Raw genomic sequence first — 26,741 nt, 5'->3', positions numbered from 1 at the left:
GGGTGAGCGGGGCGAAAAAGGGGAAAAAGGTGACCCCGGCGGTCCGCAGGGTCCCCGGGGGGACACCGGTCCGGCGGGGCCACAGGGACCCAGAGGTGATACCGGAGAGCGGGGAGTACCAGGACCTCAGGGGCCGAAAGGCGACGCAGGGCCAAAGGGTGAGCCTGGTCCGAAAGGCGACACAGGTCCGAAGGGTGAACGGGGACCAAAAGGCGACACAGGTCCGAAGGGTGAACAGGGGCTGAAAGGCGACACCGGTCCGGCAGGGCCACGTGGTCCCAGAGGTGATACGGGACCCGCGGGTCCACGTGGGCCAGCTGGCAGTGATAATGCTTACAGCAGGGCAGAGTCGGATGCCCGCTACCGTAATACCGGCGAGGGAGGGATTAATGGCTGGGAGCGGGATACGGCTACAGGGATTATGAGACAGTGGGGTGTGTTTGCCGTTGCAGGTCGTTACGGTAACCAGTGTCGTTTTCCTGTTCCGTTTCCTCAGGGACCGTGGAATATCCAGCTGACAGTAAAGGACGATTTATCAGCAACCGTGCCGTGCGTGATGAGTATGACAGACAGCGGGTTTACCGTTGGCACCATAAATGAATGGTTTGGTGAGGTTTACTGGTATGCAACAGGATGTTAAAGGAGAGAACATGGGTAAATATATTTACTCACCATCACGTAACCTGTTTTATCCGGTTGCGCTGAAGGCAGTTTATGAACATGCCGGGCGCTGGCCGGATGATGGCAGGGTGGTGGATGATGCGATGTACCGTGAACAGATGGCTGCGGTAACGGGAGAAAATGAAACACCGGAGATTGCCCGTGAACGCAAGCTGGCAGAAATCAGCCGCTGGCGTGATGAACAGGAGAATGCTGGGGTGATATTTGAGTGGCATGGGCACCGCTGGGATGGTGGTAAGGCTGCCCGCAGCCGTCTGTCTCCGGTTACAGCCGTGGCACAGTCGGGAGCACTTCCTGAAGGTTTTTTCTGGACGGATGTGGATAACCGGGATGTGAGACTGACGGCGGAAGAACTGGTACAACTGGATGGCGCAATGCTGCAGGCAATGGTGAGGCGGGGGTTTAAAATTCATGAGCGTCAGCGGCAGATGAAAGAGGCTGTTGAGCGTCTGACGGGGACAGAGGAAATTAACCGGTTTGTTGTCGGATGGGAGGGAGATGATGAGTAAATTTACCACGCCCGCAGTACTGGAGATGCTCGGTGATTACCGCTGGCGGCTGGTTGAACCTTTTGAGTTCTGGCAGACAGAGCGTCCGGATGATGTGATATATGTACCGGAGGGGTACGTGACAGACCTTGCGAGCGTACCACGTATTCTGTGGTCCGTATTTCCGCCACACGGGCGTTATGCCAAGGCAGCGATAATACATGACTGGCTGTACGACAATGCGCTCCGGACAAAGCGCGAAGCGGACAAGATATTTCTCGACGCGATGTGTGTTCTGGGTGTTCCCCGCTGGCGCAGGGTGCTGATGTATGCTGCCGTCAGGCTGTTCGGTCGGGGTAATTACGGAGAGGTACGGTATAAGCCACTGGAGAAATGAATAAAAAAAGCCCCCGCACGATGAACGGGGGATCGCAAAAACACGCCTTTAGGTGATTTATGAGTATACACTCCGGAAAGGGATACTACTGATTCCAAATAAATAAAGCAATTAACGGAATGTGAATTATTTAACTGAAACCGAGAAAAGGTTTTTATTTTAAATGTATATTATGATGAGCTAAAAATTAGCATGGTAATTAAAAGTTTGTAATATTTATAAATGCAATGAAAAGGAGTTGGTTCCGGGGAACATCCGCCACACTGGCATTATACCAGGGCAGCGATAATACATGACTGGCTGTATGACAATGCGCTGAGGACAAAAGCGGAGGCAGACCGGATATTTCGAGACGCAATGAAGGTCCCGGGTATTCCCCGCTGGCGCAGGATATTGATGTATGCTGCCATCAGGCTGTTCGGTCGGGGTAATTATGGAGAGGTACGGTATAAGCCACTGGTGAATTGAATAAAAAAAGCCCCTGCACGGTGGTGAACAGGGGTGCTAATAAAATTACTCTGTAATAACTGCATCTTATAAGGTAAACGTCGTTATAGTATAAGGTATGTATAAAAAAAGCAATCGGCATAGTGTGAATTATTTAAATGAAAATGAGAGATGACTTTAATTTGAATTGAATAATATAGCCGACTAAGAATTAGTCTTTCAATTAAAATGTTGCAATGTTTTTTAATGCAAAAAAGAACTGGTTTCGGTAAGCATCAGGAGAAAAAGGTAAAAAAAAGCCCCGCACAGAAAAAAAGAGGGGCTGAGTCAAAATTATTCTGAAATTAATAAGGATAGATCGCAAATTATATTACTGAATCTGAGTGAGCAGAGCAATTGTATGAATGTGAATCATTTAACTGGAATCGAGAAAGGATTTTAATTTTAATTACATATTATGACGAGCTAAAAATTAGCATGGTAATTAATGATGCATGGCATTTTTAAATGCAATAAAAAGGAGTTGGCTCTATGGAATGTCAGGAGAAAAATAAAAAAAAGCCCCGTGCAGACTGCACGGGGGGTCAAAAGAAGGCTTGCCCTATGCTATAGGAAGATTGTTGTAGTTTGTCCATGAAGATACAGGGGCAATATTACTAAAGGTCATGTTAAGAGGCAATCCAAAGAATGAAATTTTATGCCAGGTATGCTCCATGATAAGTTAAGTTAAATTAATAAGGTAATTAATATGTTGATAATCAATTTAAGACAAAAAAACCATGCAGCAAACGTACTGCATGGGATATCAAATGTAAGAGAGTAGTAGTGTAGCGAAAAGATAATACAGGTATTTACAGAAAAATAAAACAAAGTGAATGCAACGTAGATTAATTAAATGATTTTTTCATCTTTTAACAATAAGAAGGGTGGCGACAGGCTACTGTGAAGTTGAGTGTGTCCGGATAAAAAAATCCCCGTCAGCCTGCACGGGGATGAAAGTATCAGAAGTTACACCATTTTTTATTATTTATAGAGGTTACCACAAAGCATGTTACTTAATGTTTTTTGAGAAGGCAATCACCTGTTCGAAAAAATAACCTGAGCACAGGAAATACATGCGAGAGTTATAAATGTCTGACTTCTTTATTTTAATTGAAATAATTTGAAGTGAATTTATTAGGTAAATGTCAGCTAAAAAAAGCCCCATACAGATATGCTCAGTGTATGGGGCGACTGGACTATAGAATCAAAAAAAAGATAAGGTTATGTCGTAGTAATGATACTGAAAATTTTTACGGAAGAAAACAAAATCGTCGTCAGTGTGAAATGTAAGAAGTGTTAAGTACACAGTAGTATTCAGGATTAATCAGAGCGTCTCGCGTTGGGGGCACTTGCCATGCCTGGAGTCAGTCAGATTGCTCATAATTCACCAGTACTGCCATAAATCGTAAAAAGGACCGCAGAGACGACGTATGCAGGACGTGCTGCTGCTGGCTGATGAACTTTTGATAGTGCGATTATTGAATGGTTGCCAGCCGGTGCGGAGTTTACATAGTGCTCAACGAACAAACCAGATACCGTATTTAGAGACTGCAGGAATGTTCTAATCCTTGGTTGGCTTTGTCGCTGGGAAGAGGCCTCGTATTACACCAAGGAATGCTGCAAAAACGTTTAGTGTAACTGCGGAAGTTATAGCTATAAGTACATTGTCTGAAAATATTTCCACTTGAAATCGGAATTTTAATGCAGCATAGATTGCCAGAAGCCAGCACCATCCATATAAGGTCTTTCTGACAACTTTATATGCCTTGTCTCCAAATTTCTCGCGCAATGCACGATCTGCAATACGATCCTCTACTTCCTGAAGGACTAACGCAGGATGCTTTTCGGGAGAGGCTTGTTCATCAGTAACAGATATTGAATCCGGGATCGCATCAGCCGATCCCGGGAGGCTAATATCTTCGAGTGAAGAACGCTGAGCCATGAAATAAACTACTCAATACACTCTTTGAGAAGGTTATTGCCAATAACTGAACTATAACCTTCTGTTCTTGACCAAGCCGTACCTGGTTGATGAGTTAGGTAAGATAACTGAGTCCCACGAAGAGGGCCATAAACACTAACAATCTTATCAATCAATTGACGTGTTTTGGTGTCTTGCCTTGGTACATTAGGTGTAGCAATCATGACGCCTTGCGGAGTGTGCATTAGATTACTTATCAGGCTATTGATTTGTGAAGAACCATAACTTTTAACCTCATGGTACAACGATGGTATTACCGGACCATACTGCCATTTGGAGAAAAAATCGTCTATCAAAGGTTCGTCGTAAATCTTCAGATGCCATGACTGAGCATAAAACATCAATTTTTGAAGTTTCATAGGCGTCAGATCGGATAATTCATTGGCTAATGCTTTTTCAATGAAGGCATTAGCCACAGCTAACGTTGGATACGCCATAACATGCCTCCTTTGGTTTGTAGTTTTTTTCGGATACTGCAACAATTTTACCGTATGGGTAAACTTTAGTACATATTAATGAGTTTCAACCCATCAGTCACTTGCAATCAGATAGCATTTTTAACTAAAGATGCGATTCTGATAGTACATTATAAATACTTAGACACTCTGAAATGCGAAAAGTTCCATGTGGTTGTGTTGCTCATTTTGCAGCACAAAATGTAGTGTTTCACAAAACTTCTTCTTACAGATGGAATGGCTAGCTTTCAACCAGCCACATATCAGCTTCTTCGAACATTTCCTCAAGCATACGGTTCAGCCTTTCTTTTTCAGTTTTAGTGCAGTCGCCGTTAAGCGCATTGGCTTGCATCGGCTTCACCCTTACTTCGGCATCAGGGAAAATCTGATGCACTCGTTTCGTCAGTTCTGCCAGGATAATTTCTCTGGCCCCTTCGAGCCCCTCTACATTGCGTTTGTCATAAACCAGTTCAATGAACATAAAAGCCCCCGGAAAACTACTGTGGTTGCATACAGTATTTTTACTGTAAAAATAAAAAGTGTCAAGGCGAGCGGAGCGCGAAAGGGGGAGGGTTTTTTGTTACTCTTAGTTACAAATAGAAAAACCCCAGACCGTGAGATCTGAGGTTCTTTTAAAATGCGCGTGCATTTCACGTGCATATTTTTGTCTTTTCTCTGTCTGCCTTCTGTCTGGTCAGTGTCCGTAAGTGGCTGTTTTTATTGCTGCTGTCCGGTTGCAGTCCTATCAAAAGTGGTGGAGCTGGCGGGAGTTGAACCCGCGTCCGAAATTCCTACATCCTCGGTACTACATGCTTAGTCAGTCTTTACATTCGCTTGCCAGCTGCGGACGGACACGCCACTAACAAACTAGCCTGATTAAGTTTTAACGCTTCAACCCCAGGCAGGGCTTCCACGCGATCTCTTTTGGGTTTGACCTCTCTTGATCCCCGTCCTAAGAGCGGAGGCTAGGGAGAGAGGGCTCTAAGCAGGTTATTAAGCTGCTAAAGCGTAGTTTTCGTCGTTTGCGACTATTTTTTGCGGCTTTTTACGAGGCCAACCGCCCCTCGGCATGCACCTTGGGTTTCGCAAATCCCGTCGAATCCAGAATCAGCCCCAATGTGTAAAGGTAAGTATACCAGATTTATGAGCGCCATGACCAGCCTCAATGGCGTTATCGTTAAAGATTTAGCACCCATGTAGCCTGATTTTTATTCGATTAAGCAATGGGATGGCAACATTTGTGTCGGATGTGATAGCCAATAAGATGTTCATTCGCGCCGCCGGAGAGGGAGGCGCGGTGAGGAACTGGTCAATAATTGGAGTGCAGGTTTAACGGTGGGCGTTTTTCATGATACGTGCTTTATCCACCTGCCATTCGCGTTCTTTGATATCTGAACGTTTATCGTGCTGTTTTTTACCTTTGGCGACGCCGATTTTCACTTTGCACCAGGCATTTTTCCAGTACAGGGAGAGCGCCACTACGGTATAGCCTTCTCGATTGACGCGACCGTACAATGAGTCCAGTTCGCGTTGGTTGAGAAGTAACTTGCGGGTACGGGTAGGATCGCACACCACATGCGTGGAGGCCACGGCCATTGGCGTGATGTTAGCGCCAAACAGAAATGCCTCTCCGTCACGCAGAAGGACGTAGCTGTCGCTGATATTGGCTTTTCCTGCGCGCAGGGATTTAACCTCCCAGCCTTGCAGGGCAAGTCCCGCTTCGAACTCTTCTTCGATAAAGTATTCGTGACGGGCGCGCTTGTTAAGCGCGATGGTCGCTGAACCAGGTTTATGTGCTTTTTTCTTCGTCATAAGCGTCGTGAATCATCGGTAATCTGAAATCGAAAACACCCCATATCAATCCTGCGGGGGACAAGGCTCTATCTTAGCATGAACCCGATGTTACCCAGCGCCGGGATAGCGTTTTTTTTACAGCAGGATAAATGATATTATTTGTTGGATTTTTGTTGATGGAAATTGTTATGCCTCAGATTAGCCGGACCGCACTGGTACCCTACAGCGCGGAGCAAATGTATCAGTTAGTGAATGACGTTCAGTCTTATCCTCAGTTTTTGCCGGGTTGTACCGGAAGTCGGATTCTGGAGTCCACTCCTGGGCAGATGACTGCGGCGGTAGATGTCTCTAAGGCTGGGATCAGCAAAACGTTTACTACCCGCAACCAGTTGACCAGTAACCAAAGTATTCTTATGAATCTGGTGGATGGGCCGTTCAAGAAATTGATTGGTGGATGGAAGTTTACGCCGCTGAGCCAGGAGGCGTGTCGTATCGAGTTTCATCTCGACTTTGAGTTTACCAATAAGTTGATTGAACTCGCCTTTGGTCGCGTGTTTAAAGAGCTGGCGTCTAATATGGTCCAGGCTTTTACGGTTCGTGCGAAAGAGGTTTACAGTGCCAGGTAAAATTGCCGTTGAGGTGGCTTATGCGCTACCTGAGAAGCAGTACCTGCAGCGCGTGACGCTGCAGGAGGGCGCGACGGTTGAAGAAGCTATTCGCGCCAGTGGCTTGCTGGAATTGCGTACCGATATCGATTTAACTAAAAACAAAGTCGGCATTTACAGCCGTCCGGCAAAACTAAGCGATAGTGTGCATGATGGCGATCGGGTGGAGATTTATCGCCCTCTCATTGCCGATCCGAAAGAGCTTCGCAGGCAACGAGCAGAAAAATCAGCGAATAAATAACAGACAGAAAAAAGGTGCTCATTGAGCACCTTTTTTAACGTCTTTGAGAGCAACTTTATTATTAGTTACCACTCAGCGCAGGTTTGTTATCAATATTGGTCAACACACCGCTACTGTTAAAGGTCAGCGTCAGCGTTTGCTGCGTTACACCTTCATGACCTGGTTGCTGGCGGAAGACATAGAACCAGGTATTCGTACCAAATGGATCGGACATCAGCGGTGTACCCAATGCGTACGCAACTTGTTGTTGCGTCATGCCAACACGTATTTTGGATACGTCGTTAGCGGTCAGATAGTTCCCCTGGTTGATGTCAGGACGGTAAACCACTCGCTCCAGAGTGGAACAGCCTGCGGTCAACATCAATAGTACTGCTGCTGCAGCAGTCAGCGTTTTACAGCGCATAGTGATTTGATTCCTTTTCGGGCCCGAGCAGTACGTGGCTCATCTGTAATATGCCGATGATAATAGACCTTTCATCACTTTAAAACCTTTTGCTTTCCGGTCTTACGGCGTTTTGCTGTTTACTCTGACCGTGAAGCAGGAAAAAAGTTTACGCTGCAAGCAGTTCTTTCGCATTCGCCAGTGTATTACGTGTGACTTCACTGCCACCAAGCAGGCGCGCCAGCTCTTGTAACCGCGCTTTTTTATTCAGGGATTGCATATGCGTTTCTGTCATCGCACCATCGGTTTCTTTGCTGACAAAATAGTGTTGATGACCACATCCCGCGACTTGTGGCAGGTGGGTAACACACATCACCTGAGTTGATTCGCCGAGTTGACGCAGCAGTTTGCCGACAACTGCCGCTGTTGGACCGCTAATACCTACATCCACTTCATCAAAAATCAGTGCCGGGGTTTCCATTTTACGCGCCGTGATGACCTGGATTGCCAGTGCGATGCGGGACAATTCACCACCGGATGCGACTTTGGCAATAGGCTGCATTGGCTGACCTGGGTTGGTGGTTACCCGAAACTCAATACGATCGGCACCGTCAGCGCCCAGGTGATGCTCGTCAAATTTAACATCGATCGTAAACTGCCCATGCGGCATTGAGAGCGCATGCATACTGTCGGTGATCAGCTGTGCAAGTTCTTCTGCATATTGCTGGCGTTGTTGGTGTAATGCGCGCGCGATTTCCAGTGCCTGCTGATGATGTTTCGTTACCGCCAGCGCAAGCGTTTCTTGTGAGTCGGCCTGATCGTCCAGTTGCTGCTGTTCTTCCAGTAGCGACTGGTAATACTGTGGCAATGCCTCAGGGCTGACGTGATGTTTACGTGCCAGCGAAATCTGTTTTGAGATGCGCTGTTCAAGTTCAAATAGTCGGTTGGGATCGAGATCCAGACGATCGCAGTAGTGGCGCAGTTCATCGCTGGCTTCAGCAATCTGGATGGTAGCTTCTTCCAGCATATCAAGTACGCCGGACAGTTTGCTGTCCATGCCAATCAATTCGCTCACCAGTTGTTTAGCCGTGTAAAGCTGACTTTGCAGGTTTGCGTCTTCACCGTCGGCCATTAATGCCAATGCATTCTGGCTGGTGGTCAGCAATTGACCGCTGTTCGCCAGACGTTTGTACTCTTCGTCGATTTGTTCAAACTCTCCGGGCTGCGGATTAAATTCGTTAAGTTCTTTTAATTGGTATTGCAGCAGTTCCGCACGGGCGGCGCGTTCCTGACTTAACTGTTGATGATGCGCGAGGTCACGGCAGCTTTGATGCCACAACTGATAACGTGCGGTCATTTCCTGCAGTAGAGAGGTTTCATTGGCATAGCCATCAAGCAGGAATTTTTGGTGCTCAGGTTTGGTGAGTAATTGATGAGCGTGCTGACCATGGATCTGAATCAGCAACTGACCCAGTTCGCGCAGTTGTGACAGAGGAACAGCTGTACCGTTGATGAAACCACGGGAGCGACCATCGCTGCTGATCACTCGACGAAGCAAACATTCATGCCCGTCTTCAAGCTGATTTTCTTCCAGCCAGCGCAGAGCCGCTGGCGTATCTTTCAGAGAAAAACGGGCGCACAGGTCAGCGCGAGCAGCGCCGGTACGCACCATGTCGGCTTCAGCGCGACCACCGAGACAAAGACCGAGGGCATCTATTGCAATAGATTTACCCGCGCCGGTCTCGCCAGTTATTACGGTCATGCCGCTATGAAAATCAATCTCAAGCTCACGAACGATAGCAAAGTTGCTGATGGTCAGTTGTGCCAACATAGTCGTTTTCCTGTATGAAAAACCATTACTGTTATTGTGTACAGTATAAACTGGTTTTATATACAGTAAAGAGGCTGGCGTAAAATTAGAATAATTTTTTTGACCAGCCGAGCTTGGTGCTTAATGTGTTGAAATAACTGTAATCTTTCGGATGAATCAGATTCAGATGGTAATCACAGCGACGAATCAGGACATCTTCACCTTCCTGAATCGGCAGTGCTATCTGGCTGTCGCAACTGATTTCCAGGTCGTTACGGCGATGCGAAAAACGCAGACGGATCGTGCTGCTGCTGTTTATGACCAGTGGTCGTGCTGACAACGTATGCGGGAACATGGGCACCAGGGTAATCGCATCCAGAGAGGGGGTCAGAATAGGACCGCCTGCAGAGAGGGAATAGGCGGTGGAGCCTGTTGGCGTCGAAATAATTAGTCCATCAGATCGCTGAGAAAACGCAAAGATCTCGTCGATATACACTTCGAACTCAATCATATGCGCCACTTTGCCTGGATGAAGCACCACTTCATTTATCGCGGTGCTGATGCGTTTCTGGCAATCTTGCTGACAGACTTGCGCTTCCAGCAAAAAACGTTTCTCGCTGATGTAGTGGCCTTCCAGCACATCGGCTAACTGTTGCTGGGCGTTATCGGGGTCAAGGTCAGTCAGGAAACCCAGGTTGCCACGGTTGATTCCAATAACTTTAATATCGTAACGGGCGAGTGTGCGTGCCGCGCCCAGCATATTACCGTCGCCACCAACGACTACCGCGAGATCAGCTAGTTGCCCAATCTCCGCGAGCGTGCCAGTTTTCACATTCTTCAGTTGCAGTTCGTGAGCGATTTGTTGCTCAACGATGACCTCGTAACCTTTTGTGCACAGCCAGCGGTAGAGCATTTCATGTGTTGTCAGTGCAGTGGGGTGCCGTGGGTGTCCCACAATGCCAATACACTTGAAATGATTATTCATTTTTCCGAGGTCCTTGTTGCGAAGATTGATGACAATGTGAGTGCTTCCCTTGAAACCCTGAAACTGATCCCCATAATAAGCGAAGTTAGCGAGATGAATGCGAAAAAAACGCGGAGAAATTCATGAGTAGTAAAGAACAGAAAACGCCTGAGGGGCAAGCCCCGGAAGAAATTATCATGGATCAGCACGAAGAGATTGAGGCAGTTGAGCCAGAAGCTTCTGCTGAGCAGGTGGATCCGCGCGATGAAAAAATTGCGAATCTCGAAGCTCAGCTGGCTGAAGCCCAGACCCGTGAACGTGACGGCATTTTGCGTGTAAAAGCCGAAATGGAAAACCTGCGTCGACGTACTGAACTGGATATTGAAAAAGCCCACAAATTCGCGCTGGAGAAATTCATCAACGAATTGCTGCCGGTGATTGATAGCCTGGATCGTGCGCTGGAAGTGGCTGATAAAGCTAACCCGGATATGTCTGCGATGGTTGAAGGCATTGAGCTGACGCTGAAGTCGATGCTGGATGTTGTGCGTAAGTTTGGTGTTGAAGTGATCGCCGAAACTAACGTGCCGCTGGACCCGAATGTGCATCAGGCTATCGCAATGGTGGAATCTGATGACGTTGCGCCAGGTAACGTACTGGGCATTATGCAGAAGGGTTATACGCTGAATGGTCGTACGATTCGTGCGGCGATGGTAACTGTAGCGAAAGCAAAAGCGTAATTTCTGTTTTCGTAATAATTCACGGCCCTGCATGCGAATGCAGGGCCGTTTTCGTTACTCCGCCACACTCTCGCGCAGCGGTTTTACAGGAAAGACTTTTACCTGCTTAATCATATTGTCCTGAACGTCGAGAATATCGATATCGTACTCGCCAATATGCACGCGGGTGCCAGCGACAGGGATCTCTTCCAGAGCTTCAAGAATGACGCCATTAACCGTGCGGGCATCGTCTTCAGGTAGATGCCAGTTAAAGGCTTTGTTGATTTCCCGCACGTTGGCGGTGCCATCGATAATCACCGAACCGTCGTTTTGCGGCGTGACCTCTTCGGCAAGTGTTGGCGACATCGACGTAGTGAAATCGCCGACAATCTCTTCCAGAATATCTTCAACCGTCACCAGCCCCTGAATGTCTCCATACTCGTTGACGACCAGGCCGACTTTCTTTTTGTTGCGCTGAAACTTTACCAACTGCGTGCTGAGCGGCGTACCTTCCGGCACAAAATAGATCTCGTCCGCGGCGCGCAGCATGGTTTCTTTGGTGAACTCTTTTTTCTCCGACATCAACCGCCAGGCTTCACGTACTCGCAGCATACTGATGGCGTCGTCCAGCGAATCACGGTAGAGCACGATGCGCCCGTGAGGTGAGTGGGAGAGTTGGCGCAGAATCGATTTCCAGTCATCGTTGATATCAATACCGATAATTTCACTGCGCGGCACCATGATGTCATCAACGGTCATTTTTTCCAGATCGAGCACCGACAGCAGCATATCCTGATTGCGACGGGAAATTTGTGAGCGTGATTCGTGCACGATAGTGCGCAACTCTTCTTTGCTCAAAGAGCCGCTAACCACGATATCGGTTTTGATACCCATCATGCGCATCAGCATACGGGTGATAGCATTCAGCAACCAGACCAGCGGCATCATCAAAATTTGCAGCGGAGCCAGCAGAAAACTACTCGGATAAGCGACTTTTTCCGGGTACAGCGCGGCAATGGTTTTCGGCAATACCTCAGCAAATACCAGTACGACAAAAGTCAGCACACCAGTCGCAATTGCCACGCCCGCATCGCCGTACAAACGCATCCCAACAATAGTGCCGAGCGCGGAGGCAAGAATATTGACCAGGTTATTGCCGATTAACACCAGGCTTATCAGGCGGTCTGGCTTACGCAGCAATTTTTCGACGCGTTTGGCCGAGCGATTACCCTGTTTCGCCATATGTCGCAGACGATAGCGGTTGAGGGTCATCATTCCGGTTTCGGACCCGGAAAAATAGGCTGAAATGACCACCATGATGATCAGAATAATGATCAACGTAGTAGTAGAAATGTGTTCCAGGGGAAACTCCTTTTCTGGGTTTAGCTGATTAACTGCTGGACAATTCGGCTGCCGAAGTAGGCCAGTGTCAGAATTACCGCGCCCGCAACGTTAAACCAGACGACGCGGCGTCCACGCCATCCTTCATGGTAATGTCCCCACAGCAGCACAATATAGACAAACCACGCCACGATAGAGAGCACAGCCTTGTCGATATTTTCCATGCTAAATAGGTTGTGCATGTAGAACAGGCCAGTGCAAAGCGTGAGCGTTAGCAGCACCACGCCAATCTGCGTGATGTGGAACATTTTACGCTCGATACTCATCAATGGCGGCATTTCCTGGTTAAATGCCAGCTTCTTGTTCTTCAGTTGGTAATCAATCCACGCCAGTTGCAGCGCGTACAGGGCGGCGATAATTAGCGTGGCATAGGAAAAGAGCGATAAGCCAATGTGCACCAGCATCCCAGGCGTTGCTTCCAGATGGGTGATGTATTCATTGGGCATGAAGGTCGCCAGCGCCAGGTTGATAAGCGCAAAGGCATAGACAATGGGTAGCAGCAACCAGCCACGATTGCGAGAAGCCACAATGGTCATTACCGTACAGATCATCAAACTGACCAATGAACCAACGTTCAGCAGGCTGAGGTTTTGTCCGCTATCACCGTCGGGCAGGATGCGGGCTTCCAGAGCGATTGCGTGGCAGACCAGCGCAATGACCGCAGAAATAATAGCCATGCGCCGCCAGCCGCCGTTTTTTTGCAGCAGACCGGGAACAATCAGCGCAAGACTGACGGAGTAGGCGACAAGCGCGAGCAGAGCAAAAACGGGCATAGTGATGTCGACAGTTTGAGCAATAAGAAAGAGAAGCAGTATAGCGTCAGGTGAACGCTGCTCCAACCGTTGCATAACAACAAAGACGCCTTCATGTTATACTGCGGCAAAATACTGATGATGTGTCGCGATTGCGGCCAACCGTTTCCACCCCAGGCGAGAGACAATGTTTGATAATTTAACCGATCGTTTGTCGCGCACGCTGCGCAATATCAGTGGCCGTGGACGCCTCACTGAAGACAACGTAAAAGATACGCTGCGCGAAGTGCGCATGGCGCTGCTGGAGGCGGACGTCGCTCTGCCGGTAGTGCGTGAGTTTATCAATCGCGTAAAAGAGAAAGCGGTTGGTCATGAAGTTAATAAGAGCCTGACGCCGGGGCAGGAGTTCGTCAAAATCGTCCGTAACGAACTGGTTGCGGCGATGGGCGAAGAGAACCAGACCCTGAACCTGGCGGCGCAACCGCCTGCGGTCGTGCTGATGGCGGGCCTGCAAGGTGCCGGTAAAACAACCAGCGTTGGTAAACTCGGTAAGTTCCTGCGCGAGAAGCACAAGAAGAAAGTGCTGGTGGTTTCTGCCGACGTTTATCGCCCGGCGGCAATCAAACAGCTTGAGACGCTGGCAGAGCAGGTGGGCGTTGATTTCTTCCCTTCTGATGTTGGTCAGAAGCCGGTAGATATCGTTAACGCGGCGCTGAAAGAAGCCAAACTGAAATTCTACGACGTGCTGCTGGTGGATACCGCTGGTCGTCTGCACGTTGACGAAGCGATGATGGACGAGATCAAACAAGTCCATGCGTCGATTAACCCGGTTGAAACCCTGTTTGTGGTTGACGCCATGACCGGTCAGGATGCGGCCAATACGGCAAAAGCATTCAATGAAGCGTTACCGCTTACCGGCGTAGTGTTGACCAAAGTGGACGGCGATGCCCGCGGCGGTGCGGCGCTCTCTATTCGTCACATCACTGGCAAACCGATCAAGTTTCTCGGTGTTGGCGAGAAAACTGAGGCGCTGGAGCCGTTCCATCCGGACCGCATCGCGTCGCGTATTCTCGGCATGGGCGACGTACTGTCGCTGATCGAAGATATCGAAAGCAAAGTTGACCGCGCGCAGGCAGAGAAATTAGCCAGCAAGCTGAAAAAAGGCGACGGCTTCGATCTCAACGATTTTCTTGAGCAACTGCGCCAGATGAAAAATATGGGCGGCATGGCTAGCCTGATGGGCAAGCTGCCGGGCATGGGGCAGATCCCGGATAATGTTAAGTCGCAGATGGACGATAAAGTGCTGGTGCGTATGGAAGCCATCATCAACTCGATGACGATGAAAGAGCGCGCTAAGCCAGAAATCATCAAAGGTTCGCGTAAACGCCGTATTGCTGCCGGTTGCGGTATGCAGGTGCAGGACGTTAACCGTCTTCTGAAACAGTTCGACGACATGCAGCGCATGATGAAGAAAATGAAGAAGGGCGGAATGGCGAAGATGATGAGAAGCATGAAGGGTATGATGCCCCCAGGCTTCCCTGGTCGCTAATCGGCCTGGCTTGTTTGCCATTTTGGCACCGGGATGTGCTCGTCATCCTCACGTACTGCGTGTACGCTCCGGTGACTGCGCGCACTCCGGCACCAAACTGGCTGCACCGCCGACGGCCTTTTACAGCAGAGTTAGCAACTGTTGATTGCAATTCCCGCAAAAATGAGTAAAATTTTCGGGCTTTTAATATGACACCGGACTCCGTTCCTCGATGGGGTCCGGTTGTTTTATTCACACAAGAGGATGTTATGGTAACTATTCGTTTAGCACGTCACGGCGCTAAAAAGCGTCCGTTCTACCAGGTTGTTGTCGCTGACAGCCGTAATGCACGCAACGGTCGCTTCATCGAGCGCGTTGGTTTCTTCAACCCAATCGCTAGCGAAAAAGAAGAAGGCACTCGCCTGGATCTGGATCGCATCGCTCACTGGGTTGGCCAGGGCGCAACTATTTCTGATCGCGTTGCTGCGCTGATCAAAGAAGTAAACAAAGCAGCTTAATCTGTCACGGTGGTCATGATGAGCAAACAACTCACCGCGCAAGCACCTGTTGATCCCATCGTTTTGGGAAAAATGGGTTCGTCTTACGGTATTCGTGGGTGGCTCAGAGTGTTTTCTTCCACCGAAGACGCCGAAAGCATTTTTGACTATCAGCCCTGGTTTATCCAGAAGGCGGGTCAGTGGCAGCAAGTCCAGCTGGAAAGCTGGAAGCACCACAATCAGGACATGATCATCAAGCTGAAAGGCGTTGACGATCGTGATGCGGCGAACCTGCTGACGAATTGTGAAATTGTCGTGGATTCATCGCAGCTGCCTCAGCTTGAAGAGGGTGACTACTACTGGAAAGACCTGATGGGCTGCCAGGTAGTAACCACTGAAGGCTACGATCTCGGTAAAGTCGTCGATATGATGGAAACCGGATCTAATGACGTTCTCGTCATTAAGGCAAACCTGAAAGATGCGTTTGGTATCAAGGAACGTCTCGTACCGTTCCTCGATGGGCAGGTTATCAAGAAAGTCGATCTCACTACTCGTTCAATCGAAGTAGATTGGGATCCTGGTTTTTAAACCACCGGATAAACGGTAAAAGACGGCGCTATGTGGATTGGCATAATTAGCCTGTTTCCTGAAATGTTCCGCGCAATTACCGATTACGGGGTAACTGGCCGGGCAGTTAAAAATGGCCTGCTGAGCATCCAGAGTTGGAGTCCTCGCGACTTCACGCATGACCGGCACCGTACCGTGGACGATCGTCCTTACGGCGGCGGACCGGGGATGTTAATGATGGTGCAACCCTTGCGGGACGCCATTCATGCAGCAAAAGCCGCGGCGGGTGAAGGCGCAAAGGTGATTTATCTGTCACCACAGGGACGCAAGCTTGATCAAGCGGGCGTCAGCGAACTGGCAACGAATCAAAAATTGATTCTGGTGTGCGGTCGCTACGAAGGTATAGATGAGCGCGTGATCCAAACCGAAATTGACGAAGAATGGTCAATCGGCGATTACGTTCTCAGTGGTGGTGAGTTACCAGCAATGACGCTGATTGACTCCGTTTCCCGGTTTATTCCGGGAGTACTGGGACATGAAGCCTCGGCAACGGAAGATTCCTTTGCTGAAGGATTGCTGGATTGCCCGCACTATACGCGGCCTGAGGTGTTAGAAGGGATGGAAGTTCCGCCAGTGTTACTGTCGGGCAACCATGCCGAGATACGTCGCTGGCGTTTGAAACAGTCGCTGGGCCGTACCTGGCTTAGAAGACCTGAACTTCTGGAAAACCTGGCTCTGACTGAAGAGCAAGCAAGGTTGCTGGCGGAGTTCAAAACGGAACACGCACAACAGCAACATAAACATGATGGGATGGCGTAAGCCCCCGAGATATCAGTTTACCCAGGATAAGAGATTAAATTATGAGCAACATTATTAAGCAACTTGAACAAGAGCAGATGAAGCAGGACGTACCTTCCTTCCGTCCGGGTGATACCGTGGAAGTGAAAGTATGGGTTGTTGAAGGTTCCAAAAAACGTCTGCAGGCATTCGAGGGCGTGGTTATCGCTATTCGTAACCGCGGTCTGCACTCTGCATTCACTGTTCGTAAAATTTCCAACGGCGAAGGCGTTGAGCGTGTCTTCCAGACTCACTCTCCGGTAGTTGACAGCATTTCTGTCAAACGTCGTGGTGCTGTTCGTAAAGCTAAACTGTACTACCTGCGTGAGCGTACTGGTAAGGCTGCTCGTATCAAAGAGCGTCTTAACTAAGATTTCGCTTAAGCGACATCCTGTTAAGAAGGGCTGGCCAATTGGCTGGCCCTTTTTTTGTCTGTTTGCTCGTGTTTTAAGGGGTTGTAATCACCACTGCGACGCGGCGGTTCTCGGCGCGGCCCTGGGCGGTCTTGTTACTGGCTATGGGATATTTTTTTCCTAAACCCTGTGTGGTGAGATTGCTGCGTGGAATTTGTCCACCCATAGCCCATGCATCGGCCACGACATTCGCCCGTTTCAATGATAAGCCTTCGTTGTAACTGTCTTCACCATAGTTATCGGTGTGTCCATCCATACGGGCATGTGTTAGCCCTGTCGAGGCCAATTTGGCTGCCATGGTTTGGATCTGTTGCTGGCTTTCCGGGAGCAATTTGTAGTCATTTTTTGCGAACAGAATGGCATCTGATAAGCCCAGCGACCAGTCGCCGGCGGATTCAGTAAATCCATAAGATTGCATAGCGGCGACTTGCTCAGGAGTAAACTTTCCCTGAGGGGACTGGCAGCCAGTCAGTATTAGTGAGGTGAAAATCAGGGGTGCTACCAGGTGCTTTATCATATCGATATATCCTTGTTATCTCACCAGCTTTTCGGCACGCTGGTGTTTGGCCTGATACATATTGTGATCGGCAATCTCTTGTAATTTTTCCGCAGAGGCGTGCTCAATGGTCATCGCGTAACCAATGCTTAATGTCATGGTGGTCTGATGGCCATTATGAAGATCAAACGGGAGATTAAAGATTTGTGTCAGTGCTGAGCATATCTGCTGCACTTCAGATTCCGACTGTACATCATAGAGCACCATAGCGAATTCATCGCCGCCCAGGCGGTATGCTTTATGTCGCAGCCCGCCAAATTCAGCTAACCGTTTTGCGATTTCAATCAAGACTCTATCGCCCGTCGCATGACCCCAGGTATCATTGATATATTTGAAATTATCGCCATCAAGAAATAGTAACGCCGACGTTTTTCGGGCATCGGAATTGTTCATCAACGTATTGATGCCGCTACGAAACGCTGCGCGGTTAGCCAGCCCGGTTAATGGGTCATGTAGCGCGGTACGCAGAAGCTGCGCATTTTTGGCCTGTAAACGAAGCTGCCACTCTTCCATTTCATCCAGCAGACTGTTGAAGTCGAGAGCGAAGCGGTGAAACTCAGCGATACGTTCTTCCGAAACTCGTCGGGAAAAATTGCGGTTGGAACGCACATCATGTACGACATCGGTGATATTTTTCAGCGCTTCTACCAGGCCATTGTGCAAATGGCGGGTGAGGGTAATTGCGATGCCTGATGCCAGCAGAATACAACCGGTCAGTACGGCGAGCGAAAACCAGATAAAATGGCTGATTGAACTGTCGCGAGCGGTTAAGCGTACTTCGCCAATGGTTTCACCATTGTGACGAATCGGCTGAATGATGGGGGCGGGGAAGAGCCAGTGGCTTATGAAATTGCTGAAAGTATCGCCTGGATCCTTACGGGTGTAATGCCAGGACGCCAGAATATTTTGCTGCTTATCACGTACTTCTGCAGTTGAAAATTGCCCTTGCTGGCCCAGCGCTGCCAGTGTTTCAGTTGCTGCAGGGCCATCGGCAAAAACGACAGCTGCTTCCAGACTGTAAGTCATTGTTGCTGCTGTCAGTGCCAGGTTTTTTTGCGCGTACTGTTTCAGGGTCAGCACCGAGGTCACGGAAAGCAGCAACCAGATCAGCATCATAGTGATAAATATGCTGGTCATACTGATGTTGCGTAATGCTCTTTTAAACGTGGGGCGCTTATTAAGAGAATTATCGTTATCCATCATTTTTCTTCCGTGCGAGCATTAAGACATCCGGGTTGACCTTTACACCGCTACGCGATAAGGCATCCAGGTTTACGGCAAATCTGACGTCATTATTGTGGATGATCAGACAAAAGGCGCTACCAATAATGCACTCGGTATTTTGTTCGGCAATTAATAATAACGCCTTTGACGGATATTGTTCGGTTAATTCCATCTGGAATGTCGGTGACTCGTTGCCAAAATAAAAACCATTGCAGCCTGAAATCATCGCCTCTTGTTGAGTGTGAATGATGACAGGCAGATAAGGCAAAGATGTCGCGGCATTCTCTTGTAGGGCGGTACTAAAACGTGAAGATGAAAAGATACATAACTTTGGTGGCCCTGATAGCGCAGGCCAGCGGGTGTAACTGACAATACCGGAAACCATCATACGCACGTTTTTCGCAACGTCAGAAGGCTCCTGAGCGAGTATTGGTGCTCCCGTCAGCAGGAGAATCAGAAGTAAGAACAGTCGGTGAGAAAAACGCATTCAGGGATCCCCACCATCTTCGCTCGAAATGCATCGATATTTTTTCAGAATGCTCATTAAAATATCATTTTTTCATGCGATCGTCATCAATGTGAGAAATAAAACACAATGAGTAAAATCTTATGTTTAATTTATTTGTGGGGTTTTAATTAATTTAATCGTATTGTGCTGGCATTTTCATCAGCCCCTTTTTGCCATACTTCATGCAGTTGGCTGGCATTTTCAACATTGTTGCAGCTGGCAGGAAAGCTTTTACCGGAAAGTCCCCGGGCATAAGTAAAATCGGTCTGGCAAGTTTTCTTTTGTCCTTCGGCATATCCTTTAAGGTATAGACCGCGATCCGCCTGTGAATCGCTAAATGCATCGTCATCTTTTATGGCGCTGCCCGATATCGCATCTTCCATACCAACATCATACCAGTCGGTGCTGGTCAAGGTTGGCGCGTGAGTATAAGGATCAATCTGACATCCGCTAACCAGTAAAGCCAACAAGGGGGCGATAAACTTTTTCATCATTTCTTTCTCCTTTTTCAAAGCATAGCGGATTGTTTTCAAAGGAAGTGTAAATTTATCTATACAGAAGTAAGGGTTGAAATCGCGACTAAATTGCCTGTGTAAATAAAAATGTACGAAATATGGATTGAAAACTTTACTTTATGTGTTATCGTTACGTCATCCTCGCTGAGGATCAACTATCGCAAACGAGCATAAACAGGATCGCCATCATGCAAAAAGACGCGCTGAATAACGTACATATTACCGACGAACAGGTTTTAATGACTCCGGAACAACTGAAGGCCGCTTTTCCATTGAGCCTGCAACAAGAAGCCCAGATTGCTGACTCGCGTAAAACCATTTCAGATATTATCGCCGGGCGCGATCCTCGTCTGCTGGTAGTATGTGGTCCTTGTTCCATTCATGATCCGGAAACTGCTCTGGAATATGCTCGTCGATTTAAAGCCCTTGCCGCAGAGGTCAGCGATAGCCTCTATCTGGTAATGCGCGTCTATTTTGAAAAACCCCGTACCACTGTCGGCTGGAAAGGGTTAATTAACGATCCCCATATGGATGGCTCTTTTGATGTAGAAGCCGGGCTGCAGATCGCGCGTAAATTGCTGCTTGAGCTGGTGAATATGGGACTGCCACTGGCGACGGAAGCGTTAGATCCGAATAGCCCGCAATACCTGGGCGATCTGTTTAGCTGGTCAGCAATTGGTGCTCGTACAACGGAATCGCAAACTCACCGTGAAATGGCCTCCGGGCTTTCCATGCCGGTTGGTTTTAAAAACGGCACCGACGGCAGTCTGGCAACAGCAATTAACGCTATGCGCGCCGCCGCCCAGCCGCACCGTTTTGTTGGCATTAACCAGGCAGGGCAGGTTGCGTTGCTACAAACTCAGGGGAATCCGGACGGGCATGTCATCCTGCGCGGTGGTAAAGCGCCGAACTATAGCCCTGCGGATGTTGCGCAATGTGAAAAAGAGATGGAACAGGCGGGACTGCGCCCGTCTCTGATGGTAGATTGCAGCCACGGTAATTCCAATAAAGATTATCGCCGTCAGCCTGCGGTGGCAGAATCCGTGGTTGCTCAAATCAAAGATGGCAATCGCTCAATTATTGGTCTGATGATCGAAAGTAATATCCACGAGGGCAATCAGTCTTCCGAGCAACCGCGCAGTGAAATGAAATACGGTGTATCCGTAACCGATGCCTGCATTAGCTGGGAAATGACCGATGCCTTGCTGCGTGAAATTCATCAGGATCTGAACGGGCTGCTGACGGCTCGCGTGGCTTAAGAGGTTTATTATGGTTGCTGAATTGACCGCATTACGCGATCAAATTGATGAAGTCGATAAAGCGCTGCTGAATTTATTAGCTAAGCGTCTGGAACTGGTTGCTGAAGTGGGCGAGGTGAAAAGCCGCTTTGGACTGCCTATTTATGTTCCGGAGCGCGAGGCATCTATGTTGGCCTCGCGTCGTGCAGAGGCGGAAGCTCTGGGTGTACCGCCAGATCTGATTGAGGATGTTTTGCGTCGGGTGATGCGTGAATCTTACTCCAGTGAAAACGACAAAGGATTTAAAACACTTTGTCCGTCACTGCGTCCGGTGGTTATCGTCGGCGGTGGCGGTCAGATGGGACGCCTGTTCGAGAAGATGCTGACCCTCTCGGGTTATCAGGTGCGGATTCTGGAGCAACATGACTGGGATCGAGCGGCTGATATTGTTGCCGATGCCGGAATGGTGATTGTTAGTGTGCCAATCCACGTTACTGAGCAAGTTATCGGCAAATTACCGCCTTTACCGAAAGATTGTATTCTGGTTGATCTGGCATCAGTGAAAAATGGACCATTACAGGCCATGCTGGCGGCGCACGATGGCCCGGTACTGGGGTTACACCCGATGTTCGGCCCGGACAGCGGTAGCCTGGCAAAGCAAGTTGTGGTCTGGTGTGATGGACGTAAGCCGGAAGCATACCAATGGTTTCTGGAGCAAATTCAGGTCTGGGGCGCTCGGCTGCATCGTATTAGCGCTGTCGAGCACGATCAGAATATGGCGTTTATTCAGGCTCTGCGCCACTTTGCTACTTTTGCTTATGGGCTGCATCTGGCAGAAGAAAATGTTCAGCTTGAGCAACTTCTGGCGCTCTCTTCGCCGATTTACCGCCTTGAGCTGGCGATGGTCGGGCGACTGTTTGCTCAGGATCCGCAGCTTTATGCCGACATTATTATGTCGTCAGAGCGTAATCTGGCGTTAATCAAACGTTACTATAAGCGTTTCGGCGAGGCGATTGAGTTGCTGGAGCAGGGCGATAAGCAGGCGTTTATTGACAGTTTCCGCAAGGTGGAGCACTGGTTCGGCGATTACGCACAGCGTTTTCAGAGTGAAAGCCGCGTGTTATTGCGTCAGGCGAATGACAACCGCCAGTAATAATCCAGTGCCGGATGATTCACATCATCCGGCACCTTTTCATCAGGTTGGATCAACAGGCACTACGTTCTCACTTGGGTAACAGCCCAATACCTTCATTGAACGGGTAATTTCCCCTAACTCTTTCAATGCTTTTTGCATTTCCGCTGATTCAAGATTGGCCTGAATATCCAGATAAAACATCTCTTCCCATGGATTACCGTGAATCGGGCGTGATTCCAGACGGGTCATAATCAGATTGTGGTTGCGCAGCACCAGCAACGCTTCAACCAGCGCACCGGCTTGTTGCCCGGTCGCCATTAACAACGTCGTTTTCGCCGGAACCTGGTCAGACACGTTAATGGCTTTACGTGCCAACACCACAAATCGGGTGAAGTTTTGTTGCTGATTCGCTTCAATACGCTCCAGTACCTGCAAACCGTACAAAGTGCCGCCAGCTTCGCTTCCCAATGCAGCAACATGCGGTGATTTTGCCTGTGCAACCTTTTCCATTGCCGCAGACGTACTTTCGGTATATTCAATCTTCCAGTGAGGATAACGATTAAGGAATTTGCTGCATTGCTGGAATGGCTGCGGATGGCTGTAGACCGTATTAATGGTGGATAAATCAGTCGTGCCGGAGACCAACAAACAATGGTCGATAGTTAACGTCATCTCGCCAACAATCGACAAGCTGGTATGTTGCAGCAGATCGTAAACGTCGTTTATGGCACCGGAGCTGGTATTTTCAATCGGTACGACGGCATAGTCGGCCTGGCCGGTTTCCACCTGATTAAAAATATCGGCAAATTTGGCGCAGCCACTTTCAATGAATTGCTCAAAGTGACGGGCAGCATACTGGCGCGCCGCAAGATGGGAATAAGAACCTTTGGGGCCGAGAAAAGCGATGCGTGCTGAGTGCGGATTAATTTTATTGAGATGTTGCTGGAGCAAAGCCTGCTGAGTTAATACGGAATCTTCAATGATGAGCTGGAACAGGCGAGTAATGTAATGGGCGTCCAGATGGTGCGCTTTACCGAGCGTAATTAATCTTTCCAGTAAATCGCGTTCACGATCAATATCTCGTACCGGGCGATGCGAGAGCAGTTTGGCTTTTCCTACCTCGACGGCCAATTCGCGCCGCTCTGCCAGTAATGCTAATAGTTTTTCATCCAGCGCGCTGATTTTCTCTCGCAGCGCCAGTAACGGGTTTTCCGATGTCATAGTGTTGCCTTTTTGTTATCAATAAAAAAGGCCCCCCGATTTGGGAGGCCTTATTGTTCGTCTTCGCATTCTGTTTCACACGACGAAACGCCTCCCATTCAGGGGAAGGTAAAAAAGAATGCGAAGAAAAACGGTGTGTGTTTCATGTTTGTTTCCTTAAGTGACTTTAGTACAGTACCCGTACTGTTTTCACGCTGTCAACAAAAAACGCGCCCGAAGGCGCGTTGGCGATACACTCAATATAAAGGACTACTCTTCTTCAACTTCTTCGACGAAGTTGGCGTCTTTCACCGATGTTGCGGCACGACGTGCTTCGCCTTTGTGCTGCAGTTTATTGAGCTGCCGTTCCAGCTTGTTGATCAATTCGTTAATTGCAGTGTACATATCTTCATGTTTACCACTGGCAACCAGAACGCCGTTAGGTGTATTGATTGTGGCGTCAGCAACAAACCCTTGTGGCTCTTTGGACAGAATGATATGTGGATTAATCAGATGTGTTTGCCATTTTTCCAGTTTGGCGAGACGGTCTGCGACATGTTGGCGGATGGCCGGAGTAATTTCCATTTGTTTGCTGGTAATGTTCATTGTCATAAATTTTACCTCTTGTCTTCCCGTCTTGGTGAATTCAGCATACCGCTCCTGATGTCAAAATGTGTGATGGGAATCTCATAATTTTGTCACTTTTTGTCAACGAATCTTTTTTGTGAGAAATCGCAGGAAGAGGTGTTTTTTTACTTGAGGAATATCTCAAAGCGAGCCATATTTGATGAGATCGATAGTGACTAAATCGCTTCAGTTTCACAACTAACAGAATAAAAAAACGGCAGCTCAAGGGCTGCCGTTTTGTATTTCAGGTTTCTGTTATGTATTGCTGCTGTTTGCGGCGATGATTTTCGCTACTTTTTCAGCTTGCGCATTCATCTGCATCTGACGGTATGCATTTTCCATCAGCGGCAGCGCATCACGCGTAGCCTGGGTATCCGGGTAGTCGCGCAACATTCCTTCTACGCGGTTAACGACGGCAACCCATGCGCCACGTTCTGTATAGTACTCGGCCACGGAGTATTCATATTTCGCCAGACGATCTTTCAGGAATACCAGACGTTTGGTGGCATCGGTGGTGTACTGACTGTTTGGATAGCCGCGCACCAGTTTGGAAAAGTCACTAAACGCAGCTCGTGCATGTTGAGGATCGCGATCGCTACGGTCAACGCCAAAGAACCCTTGCAGCGCACTGTCATCCAGCGCCATATTGGTCAGGCCACGCATGTACATGACATAATCGATATTCGGATGGGTCGGGTTAAGGCGAATAAAACGATCGATGGCAGCCTGCGCTAACGGCAAATCGGCGTTTTTATAGTAGGCGTAGATGAGATCCAGCTGCACCTGCTGCGAATACGGACCAAACGGATAGCGATTATCTAACGCTTCCAGTTGCGTTATTGCCTGTCTCCAGTTACCGTCCTGCAGCTTTTGTTGTGCAGTCGCGTAAATTTCATTTGGCGGATTATCAGGTACTTCTTCCTTTGACCCCGAGCAACCCGCCAAAAACAGGCTTAGTGTGGCGGCTGCCACCAGATATTTCATGCGCGTCATGACGTTTTGACTTTCCTCAAAATGTAATACGGGAGATTCTCTGTTCCTGCTCCCGGTTAAGACCAGCTACAATAGCACACTATATTAAACGGCAAAGCCGTAAAACCCCAACGATAAACGAAGAAGCAGTATATATGGCACAACGAGTACAGCTCACTGCAACGGTGTCCGAAAACCAACTCGGTCAACGCTTAGATCAGGCTTTGGCCGAAATGTTCCCGGATTATTCACGTTCGCGAATAAAAGAATGGATCCTCGACCAGCGCGTGCTGGTAAACGGCAAAGTTTGTGATAAGCCGAAAGAAAAAGTATTGGGTGGCGAGCAGGTTGCCATCAACGCTGAGATTGAAGAAGAAGCGCGTTTTGAACCGCAGGATATCCCGCTGGATATCGTCTATGAAGATGAAGATATCATCGTCATTAATAAACCGCGCGACCTGGTGGTACATCCTGGCGCGGGTAACCCGGATGGCACGGTACTGAATGCGTTGCTTCATTACTATCCGCCCATTGCCGATGTACCACGTGCGGGCATCGTCCATCGTCTGGATAAAGACACCACTGGCCTGATGGTTGTGGCAAAAACCGTTCCGGCTCAGACGCGTTTAGTCGAATCTTTGCAACGGCGTGAAATTACTCGTGAGTATGAAGCGGTGGCGATTGGTCATATGACCGCTGGCGGTACAGTAGATGAACCCATCAGCCGCCACCCGACCAAACGTACTCACATGGCGGTGCATCCGATGGGCAAACCGGCGGTGACTCACTATCGCATCATGGAACACTTCCGTGTGCACACGCGTCTGCGGTTGCGTCTGGAAACTGGACGTACGCACCAGATCCGCGTGCATATGGCCCATATCACTCATCCGCTGGTGGGCGATCCGGTTTATGGTGGCCGTCCGCGTCCGCCAAAAGGTGCTTCGGAAGCATTTATCTCCATGCTGCGTAAGTTTGACCGCCAGGCGCTTCATGCAACCATGCTGCGTCTTTATCACCCGATCTCCGGCATCGAAATGGAATGGCATGCGCCTATTCCACAAGATATGGTGGAGCTGATTGAGGTGATGCGCGCCGATTTCGAAGAGCATAAGGATGAAGTGGACTGGTTATGAGTAAGCTGATTGTCCCGCAGTGGCCGCTACCAAAAGGTGTTGCGGCCTGTAGCTCTTCTCGTATCGGCGGCGTGAGCTTGCCCCCGTATGACTCGCTCAACCTCGGTGCCCATTGTGGCGATAACCCGGATCACGTTGAGGAGAATCGCAAGCGACTTTTTGCTGCGGGCAATTTGCCTTCTAAACCGGTCTGGCTTGAGCAGGTACACGGCAAAGATGTGCTTAAGCTTACTGGCGAACCTTATGCCTCAAAACGAGCAGATGCCTCTTATAGCAATACGCCCGGCACGGTTTGCGCAGTGATGACTGCCGACTGCCTCCCTGTGCTGTTTTGCAATCGAGCGGGAACGGAAGTCGCCGCCGCTCATGCTGGCTGGCGTGGACTGTGCGCAGGCGTGCTGGAAGAGACGGTTTCCTGTTTTGCTGATAATCCGGAAAATATTCTCGCCTGGTTAGGGCCGGCAATTGGTCCACGCGCGTTCGAAGTGGGGGTGGAGGTTCGCGAGGCGTTTATGGCAGTAGACGCTAAAGCAAGTGCAGCTTTCATTCAGCATGGTGATAAGTATCTGGCG

At 48.9% G+C, this 26,741-nt stretch carries 31 protein-coding genes, 1 other RNA gene, 2 pseudogenes and 1 other annotated feature; of the genes and pseudogenes, 16 read left to right on the top strand and 18 right to left on the bottom strand.

Going from position 1 to position 26,741, the window contains the following annotated elements:
• The 4 genes and pseudogenes from QZF50_RS12555 to QZF50_RS12540 form a co-directional block, all read left to right on the top strand.
• Positions 1 to 640 (top strand): annotated as a pseudogene (locus QZF50_RS12555) (hypothetical protein); the annotation flags it as partial.
• A 10-nt stretch (positions 641 to 650) separates the two neighbouring features.
• On the top strand, positions 651 to 1,190 hold the full coding sequence (locus QZF50_RS12550) for a DUF4376 domain-containing protein (RefSeq protein ID WP_237802160.1): 540 nt from the start codon (positions 651 to 653) through the stop codon (positions 1,188 to 1,190).
• Complete coding sequence (locus QZF50_RS12545; RefSeq protein ID WP_061892726.1) at positions 1,183 to 1,566, top strand: DUF1353 domain-containing protein; 384 nt, start codon at positions 1,183 to 1,185, stop codon at positions 1,564 to 1,566. The genes QZF50_RS12550 and QZF50_RS12545 overlap by 8 nt, the downstream gene beginning before the upstream one ends.
• A gap of 255 nt (positions 1,567 to 1,821) precedes the next feature.
• A pseudogene (locus tag QZF50_RS12540) lies at positions 1,822 to 2,034 on the top strand (DUF1353 domain-containing protein); the annotation flags it as partial.
• 1,582 nt (positions 2,035 to 3,616) lie between these two features.
• Here QZF50_RS12540 and QZF50_RS12535 read toward each other — a convergent pair.
• The 5 genes from QZF50_RS12535 to smpB form a co-directional block, all read right to left on the bottom strand.
• The gene (locus QZF50_RS12535; protein WP_061892490.1) at positions 3,617 to 3,997 is read right to left on the bottom strand and encodes a hypothetical protein; all 381 of its coding nucleotides are present in this window, start codon (positions 3,995 to 3,997) and stop codon (positions 3,617 to 3,619) included.
• An 8-nt stretch (positions 3,998 to 4,005) separates the two neighbouring features.
• Positions 4,006 to 4,473 carry a type II toxin-antitoxin system antitoxin SocA domain-containing protein gene (locus QZF50_RS12530; protein WP_061892489.1) on the bottom strand — a complete coding sequence of 156 codons (468 nt, stop codon included), beginning with the start codon at positions 4,471 to 4,473 and terminating at the stop codon, positions 4,006 to 4,008.
• A 259-nt stretch (positions 4,474 to 4,732) separates the two neighbouring features.
• A complete protein-coding gene (locus QZF50_RS12525) occupies positions 4,733 to 4,972 on the bottom strand; it encodes a DinI family protein (RefSeq protein WP_061892488.1) in 240 nt (79 codons plus the stop codon).
• A 271-nt stretch (positions 4,973 to 5,243) separates the two neighbouring features.
• Positions 5,244 to 5,606, bottom strand: a transfer-messenger RNA (tmRNA) gene (gene ssrA, locus QZF50_RS12520).
• A 214-nt stretch (positions 5,607 to 5,820) separates the two neighbouring features.
• A complete protein-coding gene (smpB, locus tag QZF50_RS12515) occupies positions 5,821 to 6,303 on the bottom strand; it encodes an SsrA-binding protein SmpB (protein WP_000162574.1) in 483 nt (160 codons plus the stop codon).
• Positions 6,304 to 6,473: 170 nt separating this feature from the next.
• Between smpB and ratA the strand changes: the two genes are divergently transcribed.
• A complete protein-coding gene (gene ratA, locus QZF50_RS12510; protein ID WP_001341638.1) occupies positions 6,474 to 6,911 on the top strand; it encodes a type II toxin-antitoxin system toxin RatA in 438 nt (145 codons plus the stop codon).
• Positions 6,901 to 7,191, top strand: a complete 291-nt coding sequence (locus tag QZF50_RS12505) for an RnfH family protein (protein ID WP_001117838.1) — start codon at positions 6,901 to 6,903, stop codon at positions 7,189 to 7,191. Before ratA ends, QZF50_RS12505 begins: the two co-directional genes overlap by 11 nt.
• 61 nt (positions 7,192 to 7,252) lie before the next feature.
• Here the strand turns inward: QZF50_RS12505 and bamE are convergent, their stop codons facing one another.
• The 3 genes from bamE to nadK all read right to left on the bottom strand — a co-directional run bounded on the left by bamE (position 7,253) and on the right by nadK (position 10,368).
• Positions 7,253 to 7,594 carry an outer membrane protein assembly factor BamE gene (bamE, locus tag QZF50_RS12500; RefSeq protein ID WP_001203437.1) on the bottom strand — a complete coding sequence of 114 codons (342 nt, stop codon included), beginning with the start codon at positions 7,592 to 7,594 and terminating at the stop codon, positions 7,253 to 7,255.
• 148 nt (positions 7,595 to 7,742) lie between these two features.
• On the bottom strand, positions 7,743 to 9,404 hold the full coding sequence (recN, locus tag QZF50_RS12495; RefSeq protein ID WP_000880910.1) for a DNA repair protein RecN: 1,662 nt from the start codon (positions 9,402 to 9,404) through the stop codon (positions 7,743 to 7,745).
• 85 nt (positions 9,405 to 9,489) lie between these two features.
• Positions 9,490 to 10,368, bottom strand: a complete 879-nt coding sequence (nadK, locus tag QZF50_RS12490; RefSeq protein ID WP_001059169.1) for an NAD(+) kinase — start codon at positions 10,366 to 10,368, stop codon at positions 9,490 to 9,492.
• 122 nt (positions 10,369 to 10,490) lie between these two features.
• Between nadK and grpE the strand changes: the two genes are divergently transcribed.
• Positions 10,491 to 11,084, top strand: coding sequence for a nucleotide exchange factor GrpE (gene grpE / locus QZF50_RS12485; RefSeq protein ID WP_001296310.1), 594 nt, complete (start codon positions 10,491 to 10,493; stop codon positions 11,082 to 11,084).
• 54 nt (positions 11,085 to 11,138) lie between these two features.
• On the opposite strand, the gene QZF50_RS12480 is transcribed toward grpE, so the two are convergent.
• Both QZF50_RS12480 and QZF50_RS12475 read right to left on the bottom strand, forming a co-directional pair.
• Positions 11,139 to 12,425: an HlyC/CorC family transporter gene (locus QZF50_RS12480; protein ID WP_077221315.1), complete on the bottom strand. Its 1,287-nt coding sequence runs from the start codon at positions 12,423 to 12,425 to the stop codon at positions 11,139 to 11,141.
• A gap of 20 nt (positions 12,426 to 12,445) precedes the next feature.
• Positions 12,446 to 13,237, bottom strand: a complete 792-nt coding sequence (locus QZF50_RS12475) for an inner membrane protein YpjD (protein WP_001338897.1) — start codon at positions 13,235 to 13,237, stop codon at positions 12,446 to 12,448.
• Between the two features lie 166 nt (positions 13,238 to 13,403).
• Between QZF50_RS12475 and ffh the strand changes: the two genes are divergently transcribed.
• The 5 genes from ffh to rplS all read left to right on the top strand — a co-directional run bounded on the left by ffh (position 13,404) and on the right by rplS (position 17,016).
• The gene (gene ffh, locus QZF50_RS12470) at positions 13,404 to 14,765 is read left to right on the top strand and encodes a signal recognition particle protein (RefSeq protein ID WP_000460035.1); all 1,362 of its coding nucleotides are present in this window, start codon (positions 13,404 to 13,406) and stop codon (positions 14,763 to 14,765) included.
• Between the two features lie 248 nt (positions 14,766 to 15,013).
• Entirely contained in the window at positions 15,014 to 15,262 is a 249-nt protein-coding gene (gene rpsP / locus QZF50_RS12465; protein ID WP_000256450.1) for a 30S ribosomal protein S16, read from the top strand.
• Positions 15,263 to 15,280: 18 nt separating this feature from the next.
• The gene (gene rimM, locus QZF50_RS12460) at positions 15,281 to 15,829 is read left to right on the top strand and encodes a ribosome maturation factor RimM (protein ID WP_000043335.1); all 549 of its coding nucleotides are present in this window, start codon (positions 15,281 to 15,283) and stop codon (positions 15,827 to 15,829) included.
• A gap of 30 nt (positions 15,830 to 15,859) precedes the next feature.
• Positions 15,860 to 16,627 (top strand): tRNA (guanosine(37)-N1)-methyltransferase TrmD, encoded by a 768-nt coding sequence (trmD, locus tag QZF50_RS12455; RefSeq protein WP_000264777.1) that lies wholly within the window; start codon positions 15,860 to 15,862, stop codon positions 16,625 to 16,627.
• A gap of 41 nt (positions 16,628 to 16,668) precedes the next feature.
• Complete coding sequence (gene rplS, locus QZF50_RS12450; RefSeq protein WP_000065253.1) at positions 16,669 to 17,016, top strand: 50S ribosomal protein L19; 348 nt, start codon at positions 16,669 to 16,671, stop codon at positions 17,014 to 17,016.
• A gap of 76 nt (positions 17,017 to 17,092) precedes the next feature.
• Here the strand turns inward: rplS and QZF50_RS12445 are convergent, their stop codons facing one another.
• The 4 genes from QZF50_RS12445 to QZF50_RS12430 form a co-directional block, all read right to left on the bottom strand.
• The gene (locus QZF50_RS12445; protein ID WP_000589828.1) at positions 17,093 to 17,575 is read right to left on the bottom strand and encodes an OmpA family protein; all 483 of its coding nucleotides are present in this window, start codon (positions 17,573 to 17,575) and stop codon (positions 17,093 to 17,095) included.
• A 15-nt stretch (positions 17,576 to 17,590) separates the two neighbouring features.
• Complete coding sequence (dgcN, locus tag QZF50_RS12440; protein ID WP_000969030.1) at positions 17,591 to 18,817, bottom strand: diguanylate cyclase DgcN; 1,227 nt, start codon at positions 18,815 to 18,817, stop codon at positions 17,591 to 17,593.
• Entirely contained in the window at positions 18,807 to 19,325 is a 519-nt protein-coding gene (locus QZF50_RS12435) for a YfiR family protein (protein WP_001212391.1), read from the bottom strand. Before QZF50_RS12435 ends, dgcN begins: the two co-directional genes overlap by 11 nt.
• A 149-nt stretch (positions 19,326 to 19,474) precedes the next feature.
• A complete protein-coding gene (locus tag QZF50_RS12430; RefSeq protein WP_000976004.1) occupies positions 19,475 to 19,840 on the bottom strand; it encodes a DUF2799 domain-containing protein in 366 nt (121 codons plus the stop codon).
• Between the two features lie 209 nt (positions 19,841 to 20,049).
• On the opposite strand from QZF50_RS12430, the gene aroF reads away from it, so the two are divergent.
• Positions 20,050 to 21,120 carry a 3-deoxy-7-phosphoheptulonate synthase AroF gene (aroF, locus tag QZF50_RS12425; protein ID WP_001168044.1) on the top strand — a complete coding sequence of 357 codons (1,071 nt, stop codon included), beginning with the start codon at positions 20,050 to 20,052 and terminating at the stop codon, positions 21,118 to 21,120.
• A 10-nt stretch (positions 21,121 to 21,130) separates the two neighbouring features.
• On the top strand, positions 21,131 to 22,252 hold the full coding sequence (gene tyrA / locus QZF50_RS12420) for a bifunctional chorismate mutase/prephenate dehydrogenase (protein WP_000225221.1): 1,122 nt from the start codon (positions 21,131 to 21,133) through the stop codon (positions 22,250 to 22,252).
• A 42-nt stretch (positions 22,253 to 22,294) separates the two neighbouring features.
• On the opposite strand, the gene pheA is transcribed toward tyrA, so the two are convergent.
• The 4 genes from pheA to bamD all read right to left on the bottom strand — a co-directional run bounded on the left by pheA (position 22,295) and on the right by bamD (position 25,054).
• On the bottom strand, positions 22,295 to 23,455 hold the full coding sequence (gene pheA, locus QZF50_RS12415; RefSeq protein ID WP_000200116.1) for a bifunctional chorismate mutase/prephenate dehydratase: 1,161 nt from the start codon (positions 23,453 to 23,455) through the stop codon (positions 22,295 to 22,297).
• Positions 23,456 to 23,476: 21 nt separating this feature from the next.
• Positions 23,477 to 23,602, bottom strand: a sequence feature (Phe leader region).
• The gene (pheL, locus tag QZF50_RS12410; protein ID WP_001386991.1) at positions 23,554 to 23,601 is read right to left on the bottom strand and encodes a pheA operon leader peptide PheL; all 48 of its coding nucleotides are present in this window, start codon (positions 23,599 to 23,601) and stop codon (positions 23,554 to 23,556) included. (Overlaps the previous feature by 48 nt.)
• A gap of 102 nt (positions 23,603 to 23,704) precedes the next feature.
• Complete coding sequence (gene raiA / locus QZF50_RS12405; RefSeq protein WP_000178456.1) at positions 23,705 to 24,046, bottom strand: ribosome-associated translation inhibitor RaiA; 342 nt, start codon at positions 24,044 to 24,046, stop codon at positions 23,705 to 23,707.
• A gap of 270 nt (positions 24,047 to 24,316) precedes the next feature.
• Complete coding sequence (gene bamD, locus QZF50_RS12400) at positions 24,317 to 25,054, bottom strand: outer membrane protein assembly factor BamD (protein WP_000197686.1); 738 nt, start codon at positions 25,052 to 25,054, stop codon at positions 24,317 to 24,319.
• Positions 25,055 to 25,188: 134 nt separating this feature from the next.
• On the opposite strand from bamD, the gene rluD reads away from it, so the two are divergent.
• A complete protein-coding gene (gene rluD, locus QZF50_RS12395) occupies positions 25,189 to 26,169 on the top strand; it encodes a 23S rRNA pseudouridine(1911/1915/1917) synthase RluD (protein WP_000079107.1) in 981 nt (326 codons plus the stop codon).
• On the top strand, positions 26,166 to 26,741 hold a 576-nt coding region (gene pgeF / locus QZF50_RS12390; RefSeq protein WP_290388884.1), incomplete at its 3' end, for a peptidoglycan editing factor PgeF. The genes rluD and pgeF, both read left to right, overlap by 4 nt.

Source organism: uncultured Escherichia sp., assembly GCF_948475835.1.
GTDB lineage: Bacteria > Pseudomonadota > Gammaproteobacteria > Enterobacterales > Enterobacteriaceae > ECMA0423.
Note: the sequence above shows the minus strand (reverse complement) of the source record. Positions and strands in the feature narration are given on the sequence as shown.